This window comes from Pseudacidovorax sp. 1753 (assembly GCF_040544975.1).
Lineage (GTDB): Bacteria > Pseudomonadota > Gammaproteobacteria > Burkholderiales > Burkholderiaceae_C > Xenophilus.
In genome coordinates, this window is the sequence record NZ_JBEPKY010000010.1 from 16,014 (window position 1) to 29,377 (window position 13,364).

The 13,364-nt window shown below is 66.9% G+C and carries 17 protein-coding genes and 2 pseudogenes; 7 read left to right on the plus strand and 12 right to left on the minus strand.

Annotated features, from left to right (window positions below; genetic code table 11):
* Window positions 1-6: 6 nt before the first annotated feature.
* Window positions 7-681 (minus strand): acyl-homoserine-lactone synthase, encoded by a 675-nt coding sequence (locus ABIC63_RS13745; protein ID WP_354320136.1) that lies wholly within the window; start codon window positions 679-681, stop codon window positions 7-9.
* 267 nt (window positions 682-948) lie between these two features.
* Here ABIC63_RS13745 and ABIC63_RS13750 point away from each other — a divergent pair, with 267 nt between their 5' ends.
* Window positions 949-1,647: an autoinducer binding domain-containing protein gene (locus ABIC63_RS13750; protein WP_354320137.1), complete on the plus strand. Its 699-nt coding sequence runs from the start codon at window positions 949-951 to the stop codon at window positions 1,645-1,647.
* Window positions 1,648-1,672: 25 nt separating this feature from the next.
* Here the strand turns inward: ABIC63_RS13750 and ABIC63_RS13755 are convergent, their stop codons facing one another.
* The 4 genes from ABIC63_RS13755 to ABIC63_RS13770 all read right to left on the minus strand — a co-directional run bounded on the left by ABIC63_RS13755 (window position 1,673) and on the right by ABIC63_RS13770 (window position 5,752).
* Entirely contained in the window at window positions 1,673-2,500 is an 828-nt protein-coding gene (locus ABIC63_RS13755; RefSeq protein WP_354320349.1) for a DMT family transporter, read from the minus strand.
* A 28-nt stretch (window positions 2,501-2,528) separates the two neighbouring features.
* Complete coding sequence (gene pabB, locus ABIC63_RS13760) at window positions 2,529-4,721, minus strand: aminodeoxychorismate synthase component I (protein WP_354320138.1); 2,193 nt, start codon at window positions 4,719-4,721, stop codon at window positions 2,529-2,531.
* A gap of 201 nt (window positions 4,722-4,922) precedes the next feature.
* Window positions 4,923-5,198, minus strand: a complete 276-nt coding sequence (locus tag ABIC63_RS13765) for a helix-turn-helix domain-containing protein (protein WP_354320139.1) — start codon at window positions 5,196-5,198, stop codon at window positions 4,923-4,925.
* Window positions 5,199-5,482: 284 nt separating this feature from the next.
* The gene (locus ABIC63_RS13770) at window positions 5,483-5,752 is read right to left on the minus strand and encodes a helix-turn-helix domain-containing protein (protein ID WP_354320140.1); all 270 of its coding nucleotides are present in this window, start codon (window positions 5,750-5,752) and stop codon (window positions 5,483-5,485) included.
* 474 nt (window positions 5,753-6,226) lie between these two features.
* Here ABIC63_RS13770 and ABIC63_RS13775 point away from each other — a divergent pair, with 474 nt between their 5' ends.
* The gene (locus ABIC63_RS13775; protein ID WP_354320350.1) at window positions 6,227-6,784 is read left to right on the plus strand and encodes a helix-turn-helix domain-containing protein; all 558 of its coding nucleotides are present in this window, start codon (window positions 6,227-6,229) and stop codon (window positions 6,782-6,784) included.
* Between the two features lie 167 nt (window positions 6,785-6,951).
* Here the strand turns inward: ABIC63_RS13775 and ABIC63_RS13780 are convergent.
* Window positions 6,952-7,140, minus strand: a pseudogene (locus ABIC63_RS13780) (transposase); the annotation flags it as partial.
* Window positions 7,141-7,317: 177 nt separating this feature from the next.
* On the opposite strand from ABIC63_RS13780, the gene ABIC63_RS13785 reads away from it, so the two are divergent.
* The 3 genes from ABIC63_RS13785 to ABIC63_RS13795 are packed head-to-tail and all read left to right on the plus strand — an operon-like array spanning window position 7,318 to window position 8,486.
* A complete protein-coding gene (locus ABIC63_RS13785) occupies window positions 7,318-7,791 on the plus strand; it encodes a MarR family winged helix-turn-helix transcriptional regulator (protein ID WP_354320141.1) in 474 nt (157 codons plus the stop codon).
* Window positions 7,784-8,269, plus strand: coding sequence for an SDR family NAD(P)-dependent oxidoreductase (locus ABIC63_RS13790; protein ID WP_354320142.1), 486 nt, complete (start codon window positions 7,784-7,786; stop codon window positions 8,267-8,269). The genes ABIC63_RS13785 and ABIC63_RS13790 overlap by 8 nt, the downstream gene beginning before the upstream one ends.
* Window positions 8,208-8,486, plus strand: coding sequence for a Rossmann-fold NAD(P)-binding domain-containing protein (locus ABIC63_RS13795; RefSeq protein WP_354320143.1), 279 nt, complete (start codon window positions 8,208-8,210; stop codon window positions 8,484-8,486). Before ABIC63_RS13790 ends, ABIC63_RS13795 begins: the two co-directional genes overlap by 62 nt.
* 66 nt (window positions 8,487-8,552) lie before the next feature.
* On the opposite strand, the pseudogene ABIC63_RS13800 reads toward ABIC63_RS13795, so the two are convergent.
* Window positions 8,553-8,759, minus strand: a pseudogene (locus ABIC63_RS13800) (transposase); the annotation flags it as partial.
* A 253-nt stretch (window positions 8,760-9,012) separates the two neighbouring features.
* Complete coding sequence (locus tag ABIC63_RS13805) at window positions 9,013-9,354, minus strand: helix-turn-helix domain-containing protein (RefSeq protein ID WP_354320144.1); 342 nt, start codon at window positions 9,352-9,354, stop codon at window positions 9,013-9,015.
* A gap of 96 nt (window positions 9,355-9,450) precedes the next feature.
* On the opposite strand from ABIC63_RS13805, the gene ABIC63_RS13810 reads away from it, so the two are divergent.
* Together ABIC63_RS13810 and ABIC63_RS13815 are read left to right on the plus strand one after the other, a co-directional pair.
* Window positions 9,451-9,807, plus strand: coding sequence for a helix-turn-helix domain-containing protein (locus tag ABIC63_RS13810; RefSeq protein WP_354320145.1), 357 nt, complete (start codon window positions 9,451-9,453; stop codon window positions 9,805-9,807).
* A gap of 230 nt (window positions 9,808-10,037) precedes the next feature.
* Window positions 10,038-10,622: a chorismate mutase gene (locus ABIC63_RS13815; protein ID WP_354320146.1), complete on the plus strand. Its 585-nt coding sequence runs from the start codon at window positions 10,038-10,040 to the stop codon at window positions 10,620-10,622.
* Window positions 10,623-10,653: 31 nt separating this feature from the next.
* Here ABIC63_RS13815 and ABIC63_RS13820 read toward each other — a convergent pair whose 3' ends face one another.
* The 4 genes from ABIC63_RS13820 to ABIC63_RS13835 are packed head-to-tail and all read right to left on the minus strand — an operon-like array spanning window position 10,654 to window position 13,359.
* The gene (locus ABIC63_RS13820) at window positions 10,654-11,406 is read right to left on the minus strand and encodes an amino acid ABC transporter ATP-binding protein (protein ID WP_354320147.1); all 753 of its coding nucleotides are present in this window, start codon (window positions 11,404-11,406) and stop codon (window positions 10,654-10,656) included.
* Window positions 11,403-11,990, minus strand: a complete 588-nt coding sequence (locus ABIC63_RS13825) for a hypothetical protein (protein WP_354320148.1) — start codon at window positions 11,988-11,990, stop codon at window positions 11,403-11,405. Before ABIC63_RS13825 ends, ABIC63_RS13820 begins: the two co-directional genes overlap by 4 nt.
* Window positions 11,987-12,682 carry an ABC transporter permease gene (locus ABIC63_RS13830; protein WP_354320149.1) on the minus strand — a complete coding sequence of 232 codons (696 nt, stop codon included), beginning with the start codon at window positions 12,680-12,682 and terminating at the stop codon, window positions 11,987-11,989. The genes ABIC63_RS13825 and ABIC63_RS13830 overlap by 4 nt, the downstream gene beginning before the upstream one ends.
* Window positions 12,683-12,687: 5 nt before the next feature.
* Window positions 12,688-13,359, minus strand: a complete 672-nt coding sequence (locus ABIC63_RS13835) for an ABC transporter permease (protein ID WP_354320150.1) — start codon at window positions 13,357-13,359, stop codon at window positions 12,688-12,690.
* Window positions 13,360-13,364 lie beyond the last annotated feature (5 nt).

The window sequence follows — 13,364 nt, forward strand, 5'->3', positions numbered from 1 at the left end:
TTGCCGTCAGGATGGAGGCACCGCGCCACGCGCGCTTCCACTGTGCTGGGGCGTGTCACGACGCGGACGGTGGCGCACCTCGGTGTCGGCCGACCCGCGAACGGCATCCGGCCAGCCCATCGTGTGGTGTGGCAAAGCGAAGCCGCAGGCGAAGAGATGCTGACCGTCGACATGCCGCGGCATGCCCAGCCGGGAATAGGTGAAGCCGCCACGATGCAGGATCCGCTCGATGGCCACGGGCGACACGCTGACGACCTGAGCGGCCCCGCGGCGCCAGGCTTCGCGCAGGCTCGCGCCGAGCAGATCGAGTGCGGCGGGTGAGCCCAGCGTGTGGCTGCTCGAAGGGGGTGCATCCGGATCCAGGGCCGCAAAGCGCGACAACTCCCAGACCGCGGCCGACCGTGGGCTGGGCGCACCGTCGAGCAGCTCGGGAAAGATGCCGGACAGCAGGTACGGGCCCGTGGTCGGCAGCAGGCGCGCGCAGCCCCGGATCCGGTCTCCCTCATTCAGGGCCAGGACGTAGACGGTGTCGGCTGTATCGAAGACGTCCCACTCGGCATCGTGACTGGCATCGGGGAGATCCCAGCCCAGCTGCTCGACAAAGACCCGGTGCCGATAGCGGCCGAGCGCGGCGGTCAACGGGGCGCCGAGTTGGCGGGCGTTGCCTGTCAGGTAGTGCATGAAACCTCCGGTTTGTTCACCGTAATTTCAGGCGCAGTCGGAGCGCGGAGCTACCTGCCGAATCTGGTAGTTGCGCCCCCGACCTTGATCGCCCTGCCTTGCCCCTGTAGGCGGGAAGACGACGGCATGCGCAGCAGGTCGGCGCGGCGTTTTGATGTTCGTCACACGCACAGCTGTTGCACAAAATGGGCACTTTTTATTAATCTTTTGTGATCCCGCTACCTGCGGGCCAACGAGTCGAGGAGGGGAAGTGCCATGGAGAGATGGGTGGGCGCACTGCTGGAGGCGCTGGACAGAACGACGTCCGTCAAGGGTGTCTTTGCGGCGGTGCAGGCGGGCGCGAGTCAGCTGGGCTTCGAGTGGTGTGCCTATGGGTATCAGTACCCGGTGCCGTTCACAACCCGACGCTGCTTCCTGATCAACAACTACGCCCCTTTATGGCAGGCGCGTTATCGGGAGGCCGAGTACGTGCGCATCGACCCGACGGCGATGCATGCGCGGGCCTCCTTGGAGCCCGTGCTGTGGAGCGATACCGTCTTCCGCCGCAGCGCGCAGCTGTGGGACGAGGCGCGCTCCTTCGGCCTGCGTTACGGCTGGGCGCAGGCCTGCTACGGGCCGGAAGGCGGTGTCGGGCTGCTCAGTCTCGCGCGCGCCGTGGAGCCGCTCAGCCCCGCGGAGCTGCGATCGAAGGAGGTTCGTATGCGCTTCCTGGTCAACGTGGCGCACAGGACCTTCTCGGAGCGTCTCGCGCAGTTCACCAGCATGCACCTGGAACCGCTGACTCCGCGGGAGCGCGAGGCGCTGCGCTGGGCTGCCGACGGGAAGACGTCCGTCGAGACGGCGCAGATCCTGTCGACGTCGTCGCACACGGTCGAATTCCACATGAAGAACGCCGGACGAAAGCTGGGAGCACGGAATCGGCCTTCCGCCACCGCCAGAGCGGCCGTCACCGGGATGCTCCGGTGAGAACGCTGGGGCGCCCTGCGGCGCCTCAGGGCCGTTTGCGCAGGGCGGCGGCGCCGGTTGCTGCGATCAGTGCCAAGCCCAGCCAGGTCATGGCGGAGGGCCGCTCCTGCCAGATCAGCATGCCCAAAAGGGTGGACCAGAGCAGCAGGCTGAAGCGCAGCGGCATGACCCGGCCCAGATCGCCCCGGCGCAGCGCCGCCACGAGCAGGAGATTGCCGGCCGTGGCGCCCAGGGCCGCTGCGGCCAGCCACACCAGGTGCGCGGTGGTGAGGGGCTGCGCAGGCGGGAGCACCTGCCACGCGATCACGCCGGCGATGCCCACGCTGGCACTGGTCATGAGCGTCAACTGCGGCGCCGACAGCGCCTGTGCCGCGCGCCGGGTGCTCAGGTCGCGGGCCGCCAGGCACAGCGCGCACACGAGGGCGGCCGCGACACCTGCAGGTGCGGGCGGCTGGTTCTGCCAGGGCTGTACGACGAGCAGGGCGCCCGCCAGACCGGCAAGAACGCCGAGCAACCGCGGCCATGCACGGATTTCCCAGCGAAGGAGTTGTGCGCCCATCACCGCCCACAAGGGGGCGGTCATGCTGATGGCCGTCACGACGCCAAGGGGCGCGAGGGACAGCGCCCACGTCGCGCTGGCGGCCGTGGTGACTTCAAGCGCGCATCGCAATGCCACTTCCGGTCGCAGCAGCCAGCGAGGCCTCGGCCGTTCGCGGGCCAGCAGCACCAGCGCCAGGGCGAGTGCGACCGCGAAGAGGCCCCGCACCGCCAGGATCTGAGGCACCGAAAGATCTTGGGCGCAGCGTTTGACCAGGGCGTCGTTGACAGCCCAGCAAGCCATGGCCGCCGCCATGGCTGCGGGTCCGCCCCGCCCGAGCGGATCAGGCTTCACCGGGGCGCTCGGCGTCTTCGGGTCCGGTCGGCGCGGTGGGCTGCGGCCACTCCAGATCCCGGTCGTCCAGCGCGGCACCACAGGCTTTCAGGGTGTCCCAGAGGGCTCGCGCCTTCAGCACGATCTCCTCGATCTCTGCGTCCGGGTCGGACAGGGCCACGATCGCACCGCCCGCGCCGATGCTGACCCGATCGTCCTGCACGACGAGTGTGCGGATCACGATGTTCAATCGCGCGGCCCCGTTGAGCGACAGATAGCCCAGGCTTCCGGAGTAGACGCCGCGGGGAGCGCCCTCCAGGGCGTCGATGATGCGCATCGTGCGCTTCTTGGGGGCGCCGGTCATGGAGCCTCCCGGGAAGGCCGCCCGCACGGCGTCGATGGCCGAGAGATCGGGGCGCAGGCGGCCACGTACGGTGCTCACCATCTGGTACACGCTTGCGAAGCGCTCGATGCCGAACAGCACCGGCACGTGGACGCTGCCGACCTCGCAGCTGCGATTGAGGTCGTTGCGCAGCAGATCCACGATCATGAGGTTCTCGCTGCGCGTCTTCTCGTCGGACTGGAGGGTGTGGGCGAGCTGCTCGTCCTCTTCGGGGGTCCTTCCCCGCGGCGCCGTGCCCTTGATGGGCTTGGACTCGATGGTCCGGTCCGGCAGGATGGCGAGGAAGAGCTCGGGCGAGGCGCTGAGCACGCTCAGCTCCGGCAGCGCCAGGTAGGCGGCGTATGGCGCGGCATTGCGCAAGCGCAGCGTGTGATAGAGCTCCAGCGCATTTACCCGCCCCATGCCCAGCAGTTGGTTCGTCAGGCAGACCTCGTAGCTCTCGCCCATGCGGATCTCGTGCTGGCAGCGTTCAATCAGCGTCCGATAGCTGCCGAGGGGCGTCAGCCACTGCATGCGCCGGACCTCGCTCGCCGCCTGTGCGCGGCAGGACGGGATGGGTGCCGGCGCGGCGCTGGCTTCGGCCTGCAGGTAGTCCGCGATGGAATCGACCCACCCCTGATGGGGGTCCTGGCCGCCTTCCGGTGTGAGCCAGACAAGCCACATCTGGGCTTGCGCATGATCGAACGCGAGGAAGCGGTCCACGAACAACCAGGCCGCGTCGGGGCCGGTTGCGTCATGCACGGCTTCGCCGTCGAGTTCCTGCTTGAGCTCGTAGCCGAGGTAGCCGACGAAGCCGCCGACGAAATCAAAAGGCAGGGGCGCATGCACTTGGGCCGGCTCGTCCGCCAGCCGTACGCCCAGGTAATCGAAGACACTCTGTGCCACGGTTTCCTCGCCATCGGGGCGCTGGATGTGCAAAGCGCCGGCTTCGCTGTCGTAGCTCAGGTACTCGCTCAGCGGGCCGCTGCCGTCGCCCATGAAGGAGAAGCGGGCGATGCCAGGCCCGTTCTGGCTGCTGTCCAGCCAGAAGGCCGGCCGCTGCGAGGCAAACAGGGCCTGGTACACCCGCGCCGGTTCTACGAAGAAATCCAGGCAGCGGGCGTGCACCGCCCAGGCGGGCTCGGGCGGTCCATTCGTCTCGGGAATCGTGACGAAGCTGCCCCAGGTGTTGCGGCGGACGCGGCCCTGCTGCCAATCCAGGGTCAGCTCCCGGAAGTTGCGAAGCAGGCGGGCGCCGTGCTCGGTGCAGATGGACTCCGGATGAAACTGCACGCCCCACCAGGGCTTGCGCACATGGCGAAGGGCCATCAGCGTGCCGTCGGGTGCCCAGGCGAGTGCCTCGAGGCTGGAGGGCAACTGCGTCACCGCGAGCGAGTGGTAGCGCACGGCCTCGAAGCGGTCCGGTATTCCCTGGAACAGCCCCCGGCCGCAGTGCGAGATGCGGTCGACGCGGCCGTGCATCGGCCGCATGGCCAGGTCGACCGTGGCGCCGCAGGCGTGGCCCATGGCCTGATGACCCAGGCACACACCCAGGATCGGCACCTCGGCCCGCGCCAACGCGTCCGCAGACAGCCCCAGGTCCGCCGGTTGTTGCGGCCGGCCGGGGCCGGGCGAGATCACGATGTTGTCGAAGCCCAGCTGGCAGACCTCATGCCAGTCCATCTCGTCGTTGCGCACCACCACCGGCGCCGCCCCGTTGCTGGCGGCCAGGTACTGGAAGAGGTTGTAGGTGAAGGAGTCGTGGTTGTCGATCAGCAGCGTGCGCATGGCGCCTCCAAGGTTGGACAGGGAAGCGGCCATCGTGATCGCGCAGTGGTGAAAAACAACCTCCTGAAAATGGGAGGTTTGCTGGAAGGTCGCGACACCCTGTGAAGGGCGCAGAGCGAGGACGCCACCGCGCCGGACGCACCTGGCACGAGGCGGGGCCGCCACAGGCCGCGGGGTGCGCCCCTTGCTGATCGTGCTGTCGAGGTGCCGTGCCTGCCGTGCGGTAGCCGTCCCTCAGGCGGCGCGTCGGCGGCTGGCGGCGCGTTCCTTGCGGAGCCTGAGCGCCGTGGCGTCGACCAGTTCGCCGGGCGATGCTTCCAGCCCTTCGGCCAGCCGGAACAAGGTCGTGAGGGAGGGACTGGTCTGACCCAGTTCAAGCTTCGCGATGAAGGTGCGGTTCAGACCGCACTGGAAGGCCAGCGCTTCCTGGCTGAGGTGGGCGGCGTCCCGGCGTGCGCGGACCTCGGCCGCAAAGGCTCGGAGGAGGTCGGGATCCTGGTGGGCGCGCACGCGCCGACTCTCCCGGGGTAGGCGTTCCTATGCACCCGCTTGTATGGTGCAAAACGGCTCGCGCTGTGCATGCGGTTCAACAGCAGGGCCCGCTGCTGCCTGGAAGACAGGCGGGTTGCTGCAACGGTCACGCCAACGGTGCCGATGGCCGGTCGCGGCACAAGGCAGGCGGTTTTGGGGGGGTGCTGCTTGCACCCGTGGGAGCCAAGACGGCGGGATACGCTGTCCGCCGTGCCATGGTGTCGACCGCGAGCCCAGCTCGCGCCCCAAGGGCCCGCCGGTGCTCAGGCCGCCGACGCACTGTCGGCCGCGCGCTCCTTGAGCAGCCGTGTCGCCACCGCTGCGACCAAGTCGGCCGGATGCATCGACAGGCCTTCGGCCAGCCGGAACAGCGCCGTGATCGAGGGGCCGCTTTCGGCGAGTTCCAGCTTGGCGATGAAGGAGCGATGCATGCCGCACTGGAACGCCAAGGCCTCCTGGCTGTGGCCCGCGGCATACCGACGCGCCCGGACCTCGTCCGCGAGCGCGCGGAGAAGCTGGGGGTCCTGTTGCATGCGCACCCACCGACTCTCCCGTCGGTGACCTGTTTATGCACCTGCCTGTATGGTACAAACTGGCGCTGTGGCCACGTGGTGCAACACCGCAGCAGCAGGTCCTCCCGGGTGTCTGCATCGGGTCTGCAACCGCGAGCTTCCCTCCGCCGCTTCCGCGCAACGGCCTCGTGCAGCGGGTTCTGGTTGCCTCTTGGGCAAGTCTTGAATCGAGGTGGCGTTGTTCGAAAACTTGCGGCTTTTCTGACGTCGACTTGCCGTGCTCCGGTCCCCTTCATTTCTTCCTCGTCGCGCTGGCTGCCGGGCACCCGCGCGCGGGGGCGCGACATCGCGTGTGCCAGCGTGGACGCGCAAGGCGCCGACGCCATGAGCCGTCCGCCCAAGGCATCGCCCCTGCCCACCGGTCGTGTCATCCCGATCCCGGTCTCGGCCCTCCCTCTGCCGCGGCCCCCGAAGGCGGGCGAGCCGACCTCGACCGTGTTCCGGGTAGGGGCTCAGATCCGGGCGCTGCGCAGTGCGGCCTCCTTGTCGGGGCTGGGCCTTGCGCAGGCGAGCGGGGTGTCCCGATCGCTGATCTCACGCATCGAACGCGGGCTCGTGTCGCCCTCGGTCGACACGCTGGAGCGCATCGCGCACGGATTGGGCGTGCCCGTGGCGCGCTTCTTTGCGGACCAGGCGGAGCGCATGGACTTCAGTCTGGTGCGGCGGGGGCAGGGCATGCGGGTGGACCGCTTGGGGGCCGTGGCGGGCTACCGCTATGAACTGCTGGGACACCTGCTGTCCGGTCAGATGTTCGTGGAACCCTACCTGGTGCAACTGGACTCGGAGGCGGCGCCCTATGCAAGCTTCCAGCATCCGGGCCTGAAGTTCATCCACCTGCTGAGTGGCCGGATCCAGTACCGCTACGGGCCCCGAGTGATGGATCTGAATGCGGGGGATTCCTTGCTGTTCGATGCCAGTGCGCTGCATGGCGTCGAAGCCGTCCTCGAGCGGCCGGTGTCCTATCTTTCGATTGTCTTCACGTTACGGGCCTGACTGCGCCGGCTAGGGATGCTCTTCACCATTCGCGCGGCGTAGGCCGGAGCGGTTTGAGCGTGCCCATTACTGGATGGAGACGGCATGCGGCGGGGCAAGCGGGCGAACACGTCGCTTCGGGGTGCAGATGGGCGGCAAAGTCGCCCGTTTTGCTGCCCACATGACCCTCACGTCGCTGCCGGGCGCACCTCGGCCACCACGGCTCGCCTGACCATCCACAGATTGCTCAGCGCAAACAACACCTTCAACTGCGCCGTGTTCTTCGCCGGCCCCCGATAGCGCACCTTGAGATGCCCGAACTGGCGCTTGATCACCCGAAACGGATGCTCGACCTTGGCGCGCACGCTTGCCTTCATTTGTCCGTTGGCCCGGCGTGATTGAACAGTTGCGATCGATGACTACGCATCGATCGCACGGCATCATCAACATCCGGCACGTCGTTCTTACGGACGCTGCGTCTTCTCATGCTGCGCCGGTTGCTGGAGCAGTCGCGCCGCATTGACGATTGACAATATGCTGTCAATAATGGGCATGTGGACACAGACAAGGCACGGCGGTTTCGCCGGTTTTCCCGCAGCTTGATCGCGGCCCAAGCCGTGCTGTTGAAGCATGGCGACGCGATGACGCGGCAGGTCGGACAGAGTTCGGCGCGTTGGCGGGTGCTGTTGAGGATCAGCGAAGGCGACCAGACCGTTGCCGTCATTGCTCGCTCAAGCCAACTGACGCGGCAGGCAGTGCAGCGCGTCGCCAACGAATTGGTGGCCGAAGGCTGCCTCGCCTTCTCGCCGGATGACGCAGACAAGCGCATGCAGAGGGTGTCGCTGACCGCCAAAGGCAACAAGGTTCTTGCCCAACTGGAGCGCAATTTCGCGGCTTGGGCCAATCGCACCGTCGAGTTGTTTCCGTTGGAAAAGCTGGAAAAGCTGGCGCGGCAACTCGATGCCGTTACCGAAGTATTAGCCGCCGATCTGGCGCGCGGCGTCACTGTGGAGCAGGACAATGACTGAACGCATCGCACTCGTCACGGGCGGGAACAAGGGCTTGGGTTTCGAGACGGCGCGCCGGCTGAAAGACATGGGGTTCCGTGTCTATATCGGCGCGCGCGAGGCCGAGCGGGGCATGGAGGCGGCCTCACAGCTCAACGTCGAGTGGCTTCAACTGGACGTGACCGACGATGCGAGCGTGCGCCATGCCGCTGCCCGACTGCGCGAGCGCGAAAACCGCTTGGACGTTCTCATCAACAACGCGGGCATCGCGGGTTCCAGAAAGGTCGCCGCAGAACTGACAGGCGAAGATGCCGAGTCCGTGTTTGCCACCAATGTCGTCGGGCCTGTGCGCGTCATGAACGCCTTCATTCCACTGATGGAAACGTCCACGCCCCCCCGTTATCGTGAACGTGTCCAGCGGACTCGGGTCGTTTGCCGTGACACAAGACCCGCAGCGGTACGAGTCGCAAGTTTGCTTGCCGCTCTACTGTGCTTCTAAAAGCGCATTGACGATGCTCACGCTTCAATACGCGCGCGCTTTACCTGCTTTCCGCATCAACGCGGCCGATCCCGGCTATACGGCCACCGACCTCAATGCGCACCGGGGCCTGCAGACTGTCGAAGAAGGCACCGATGCAATCATCCGGCTCGCAACACTTCCGCCAGACGGGCCGACCGGTACCTTCGTCGATCGTCACGGCCTGGTGCCTTGGTAACGCCGCATCGATCCTTTCGCCTAGGGATGTTCTTCACCATTCGCGCGGTGTAGGCCGGAGCGGTTTGAGCGTGAACCGCTGCTGCATGAAATGGATGCGCAGCAGCGTCTCCACCGCAAAGGGTTGCTGGCCGCGGCGGCCACTTTCGGGCGCGAAGGGCTCGAACAGCGCCACCAGATCACGCCAGGGCACCGCCCGGTCCATCGCATCGAGGAACTCGCATTTGCGCGTGCGCTTGGTCGACAGCGGCAGCCCCAGGCTTGTTTGTTTCATAGTCCCCATGCTCGGCGTTCACGCCGCCGCAGGCAAGCCCATGAGCGGGCTATTCGTGAAGAGCATCCCTAGGCAGATGCCGCAACGGGCGCGTCTCGGTCGGCATCTCTAACGCCTTGGGTCATGGGCGACCGCTGGGTCCCGTGGCTGCGCAGGGGGCGTCGCTGCGGTTCGGCCTGCCTGGAGGCAGGGCCGACAGCCGACGGCGGCGAGGCATCAATGCCCATCCTCTGGGATGCCGAACGCAAGAGGCTCAAGGGGCGCCGCCGTGCTCATCGCCCCGAAGCCACGCAAGGAACCGCACGCGCTGCTCTTCGCTGCGCAACTCCAGTTCCAGAAGAATGTCGGCGGTGACGTCGTCCTCGCAGTAGAGGTATGCGAGTGGGACGTGCAACGCAGCCGCAATGGCCCTGGCAGTCGGCAAGGCGGGTTCATGGGTGCCGGTCTCATAGCGCGAGATCCGCGCGCTGCTGCTGGACTCGTCCAGACCGATGAGCACGCCCAATCGATCCTGCGGCAAGCGTGCCCGGAGCCGGGCCTCGCGCAATCGGCGGCCAAAGATCTTGGAAGGCTTCTTCTCGCGGAGGGGCGTCACTCTACGATATTCGAAGAATCTCGGTTAAAGTTCTCTACGAATTACGTAGATGGCCGCGCTGTGGACGCGGGCCTCCGCCCTCGAAAGGACTTCGCGATGCAAGCTGCTTCTCCCATGCCGACGCCTGGACGGGTAAGCGTTCCGGCGCGCCTGCTCGCGACCGCGCGGAAGCCGAAGCGGGGCGTCGAAGGATCGATGGATGTGTGCATCGGGGCCCAGGTCCGCATCCAGCGTGAGCGCCTGGGGATGTCCCTTTCCGCGCTTGCGCGCGAGAGTGGCCTGTCTTTGTCCATGCTGTCGCGGGTGGAGCGGGGTCTGGTCTCTTCCTCGACCCAGACATTGGGGCGGATTGCCGCTGCACTGCAAGTTCGGATGGGTGTCTTCTTCGAGGAGGCGTTGCCACCGATCGCGAACGACGAAGACGCATCCCGCCCTTCCTCTGCGGGCACCTAGGGCCTGCCCTCGGGCGCTGTGCGCGCCTGCCGCCATCGCCCTCGGAGGCCCTGCCGCTTCTGGCGCAGCCAAGGCGCCCCGGGCGCGTCCTTGCCGAGACCTGTCGTTGCGGTGGTGGCAGCTGGCCTCATACACCACGCAACGGCCTCGTGCGCCTACCGGATCTGGGAGGTGTCCCCGCAACGTCGCCGGTCCTACGCTTGCCGGGAGATTTCCATGAGGAGAACTGGATGATCGCCTTGGTTGCCTGCCGCCGCATGTCCGGCTTGCTGGCTTTGTCCGCACTCATGTCGGCCTGTGCCGCGCCGCAGGTCGGTCCGGCCTGTGACATCTCCCGCCTTGTCGAGCTGAGTGCGGTTCGGCTCGACATCTCCCGCCAAGTGGCGCTCGCGAAATGGGACAACGGCTATCCCGTGGCGGATCCGCCCGACGATCCACGAGAGGCGCAGGTGATCGCTGCCGCGGGGCAGCAAGCCGCTGAACGCGGTGTGTCCTCCGAACTGGCCCGAGCCTTCTTCGCGGACCAGATCGAGGCCAGCAAGCTCATACAGATCGCGCTGATCGCCGAGTGGCGACGGTCCGACGCCGCACCACCGGGCAACCGGATGGACTTGAGCGCCCAGTTGCGTCCGGCCTTGGACAGATTGCGGCCGGCCTTGATCGACGCGTTGAAGGGCGCCCAGCCGTACCGGGGAACCTCTGAGTGCACACGCTGCGTCGCGCGCGCCACGGCAGACTATGCGCGTGCGAATCGGCTGCCAACCCTCTTCGCGCTGGGGCTGGATCGCGGACTGGCCCGCGTGTGCGGTGATTGAGGGCCGGCAGCCCCAGACCCGATCGCGTGCCTCAGAAGCGTTGGTTGAGGAATTGCTGGATCCTCGGGTCCTTGTTGTCGTCGAAGAAGCGCTCGGGCGGCGCCTCCTGCACGATCCGGCCGGCATCCATGAACACGACCTTGTCGGCCACGGCCCGCGCGAAGCCCATCTCGTGGGTGATGCAGATCATCGTCATGCCGTCGCGTGCGAGCAGGATCATGGTGTCGAGCACCTCCTTGACCATCTCAGGGTCCAGTGCCGATGTGGCTTCGTCGAAGATCATGACCGACGGATTCAGGCACAGCGCGCGGGCGATGGCGACGCGCTGCTGCTGGCCGCCTGAAAGCTGGGCCGGGTACGCCGAGCCCTTGTCGGCCAGGCGGACCTTGGCAAGATACGCCAGGGCGGCATCCTGAGCCTCACGCTTCGACCGGCGGCGCACCCAGCGCTGCGCCAAGGTGCAGTTCTCCAGGACGGTCAGGTGCGGGAACAGGTTGAACTGCTGGAACACCATGCCGATGTTGGCCGAGACCAGATCCGCATGGCGCATGCGCGGCGAGATCGTCCGTCCATTGACGATCACCTGGCCGCTGGCGTAGGGCTCCAGCCCGCCGACGCATCGGGCCAGCGTCGACTTGCCCGAGCCGGAGGGGCCGCAGACAACGACCCGCTCGCCGGCCTGCACCGTCAGGTGGATGTCGCAGAGCACCTGATGGGCGCCGAAGTGCTTCGAAAGACCGCCAACCTTGACGACCAGCGTCGGATCCGACGAGATCTCCGTCATGCAAACTCCTTGAACAGACCGCTGGCAGGGCTGTCCCGCCACGCCAGCAACTGGCCTTGGGTCACGCGGTTGCGACCGTAGACGATCCACACGTCGTCCACGGTGCCGATGAACTGCGTGACGCGAAGGAGATCCGGATAGTCCTCCGCCGTCGAGGCGTAGCCGACGCCCGCCGCGTAGGTCCCGTTGATGAGCCCGGTGGTGACTTCCGAGACGGTGGGCACCAGCTGGACTTCTTCCCAGCGGGACGCGTCGACATAGCCCAGCGTCGGGCTCATGATGGCCAGTGTGCGGGGCTGCGCTGCATCTCGGCGCTGGAGGATGGCCAGATCGCGGCTGGGCGAGATGAAGGTGTCCACGGCGAACAGGCCGCTGAAGGACTTGGCCATGGTCGTCGGACATTCCGGATGCACGGCGCACTGAATCATGAAGTCGGCGCTGCCGCTCAGCACGGCAGCCGCACCTTGCGAGAAGTCGGGCACAAACTCGATCACGGACCGTTCTCGCAGGCCGTGGAAGTCGAGATACCGCAACGTCACCAGCTCGTGGTTGTTGCCGGCGGGTCCAAGGGTGATGAATTTCATGGGGACGGAGAGGCGGTTTGGATGCTCAGTATGCGTTCCAGCTTGCGAAGGCCGGACATCAGGAGGTAGTTGATCGCGAGATACACGAGGCCCGCACCGAAGAACACCTCGTAGGGGGCGTAGGTCTCGGCGGTGAGCAGACGGGCCGTGCCGGTCAGTTCAAGCAATGTGACGGTGCTCGCCAGCGAGGTGGCTTTGCAGGTGAGGATGACATCGTTGCTGAGGGCGGGCAGCGTCGTGCGCAGCGCCAGGGGCAGATCGATCTGCCAGAAGCGCTGCGACCGGCTCAGGCCCAGCATGAAGGCCGCCTCCCGCAGGCCCTTGGGAACCGCATCGAGCGCTGCGCTCAGCGTTTTACCTGCGTAGGCCGCCGAATTGAGGCCAAGTGCGATGACCACGCACCAGAACGGATCGCGCAGCACGGGCCAGAGAAACGACTGGCGAACCCCATCGAACTGCCCCGCACCGTAGTACAGCAGGAACAGCTGAACGAGCGCGGGGGTGCCTCTGAAGAACAGCATGTACGCTTGTGCAGCGGCACGCACCGCCCAGAACCTGGCATTGGCGCAAAGCGCGACGGGCAGTGCCAGCGTCATTCCGAGGAGGATGACAAGGGCGGTGAGAACGAGCGTCAGCTGCGCGCCTGCCAGAAGCGTCGGCAGCGCGGACCAGAGAAGGCTCACATCAAACATGCGGCTCACCTTGCTGCCAGCGGCAATGATCGGCGTTCCCCCCATCCGAGACACAGCGTCAGGAGGGCGGTCAGCGCCAGGTAGATGCAGGCGGCGGCCAGGTACATCGTGAACGGCTGGCGCGTGGCTCCGGCAGCCTCCGCCGCCTTTCGCATCAGCTCGTCGCAGCCCACGATGGAGACGATCGACGTCTGCTTGAGCAGCACGATGGACTGGTTGCCGAAGGGGGGAAGCGCCGCGCGGGCCGCTTGCGGCAGCACGACGGTCCCCAGCGCTTGCGCCCGCGAAAGCCCCAGCATGCGCGCGGCCTCCCGTTGCGGGGCGGGCACGGACAGCAGCGCGCCTCGTGCGATCTCGGCCGCATAGGCGCCGAACGACAGCGCCAGTGCGACCACGCCCGCTGCAAAGGTGTCGATCTCGACATGGCGGCCGCTCAGGGTGGCCAGGGTGAGCGGACCCCCGAAGAATACGGCGAAGACGATGAGCAGATCCGGGACGCCGCGGGCGATGGCCACATAGGCGTTACCCACGGCTTGCAGCGGGCGAATGCCCGACAGCTGCAGCCAGCAGCAGACCGAACCCAGGGCCGTACCTACCAGCAGCGCGCATGCGGCCAACTGCAGGGTCGTGAGCGCGCCCTGCAGCAACTGCGCTTCATAGCCTTGTAGAAGTTCCATGGCGG

What these genes read in the sequence shown, in the direction of transcription:
- ABIC63_RS13745 (WP_354320136.1), bottom strand. Translation starts at nt 681, where the DNA reads ATGCACTACCTGACAGGCAACGCCCGCCAACTCGGCGCCCCGTTGACC.
- ABIC63_RS13755 (WP_354320349.1), bottom strand. Translation starts at nt 2,500, where the DNA reads ATGGCGGCGGCCATGGCTTGCTGGGCTGTCAACGACGCCCTGGTCAAA.
- pabB (WP_354320138.1), bottom strand. Translation starts at nt 4,721, where the DNA reads ATGGCCGCTTCCCTGTCCAACCTTGGAGGCGCCATGCGCACGCTGCTG.
- ABIC63_RS13770 (WP_354320140.1), bottom strand. Translation starts at nt 5,752, where the DNA reads ATGCAACAGGACCCCCAGCTTCTCCGCGCGCTCGCGGACGAGGTCCGG.
- ABIC63_RS13790 (WP_354320142.1), top strand. Translation starts at nt 7,784, where the DNA reads ATGACTGAACGCATCGCACTCGTCACGGGCGGGAACAAGGGCTTGGGT.
- ABIC63_RS13810 (WP_354320145.1), top strand. Translation starts at nt 9,451, where the DNA reads ATGCAAGCTGCTTCTCCCATGCCGACGCCTGGACGGGTAAGCGTTCCG.
- ABIC63_RS13815 (WP_354320146.1), top strand. Translation starts at nt 10,038, where the DNA reads ATGATCGCCTTGGTTGCCTGCCGCCGCATGTCCGGCTTGCTGGCTTTG.
- ABIC63_RS13820 (WP_354320147.1), bottom strand. Translation starts at nt 11,406, where the DNA reads ATGACGGAGATCTCGTCGGATCCGACGCTGGTCGTCAAGGTTGGCGGT.
- ABIC63_RS13825 (WP_354320148.1), bottom strand. Translation starts at nt 11,990, where the DNA reads ATGAAATTCATCACCCTTGGACCCGCCGGCAACAACCACGAGCTGGTG.
- ABIC63_RS13830 (WP_354320149.1), bottom strand. Translation starts at nt 12,682, where the DNA reads ATGTTTGATGTGAGCCTTCTCTGGTCCGCGCTGCCGACGCTTCTGGCA.
- ABIC63_RS13835 (WP_354320150.1), bottom strand. Translation starts at nt 13,359, where the DNA reads ATGGAACTTCTACAAGGCTATGAAGCGCAGTTGCTGCAGGGCGCGCTC.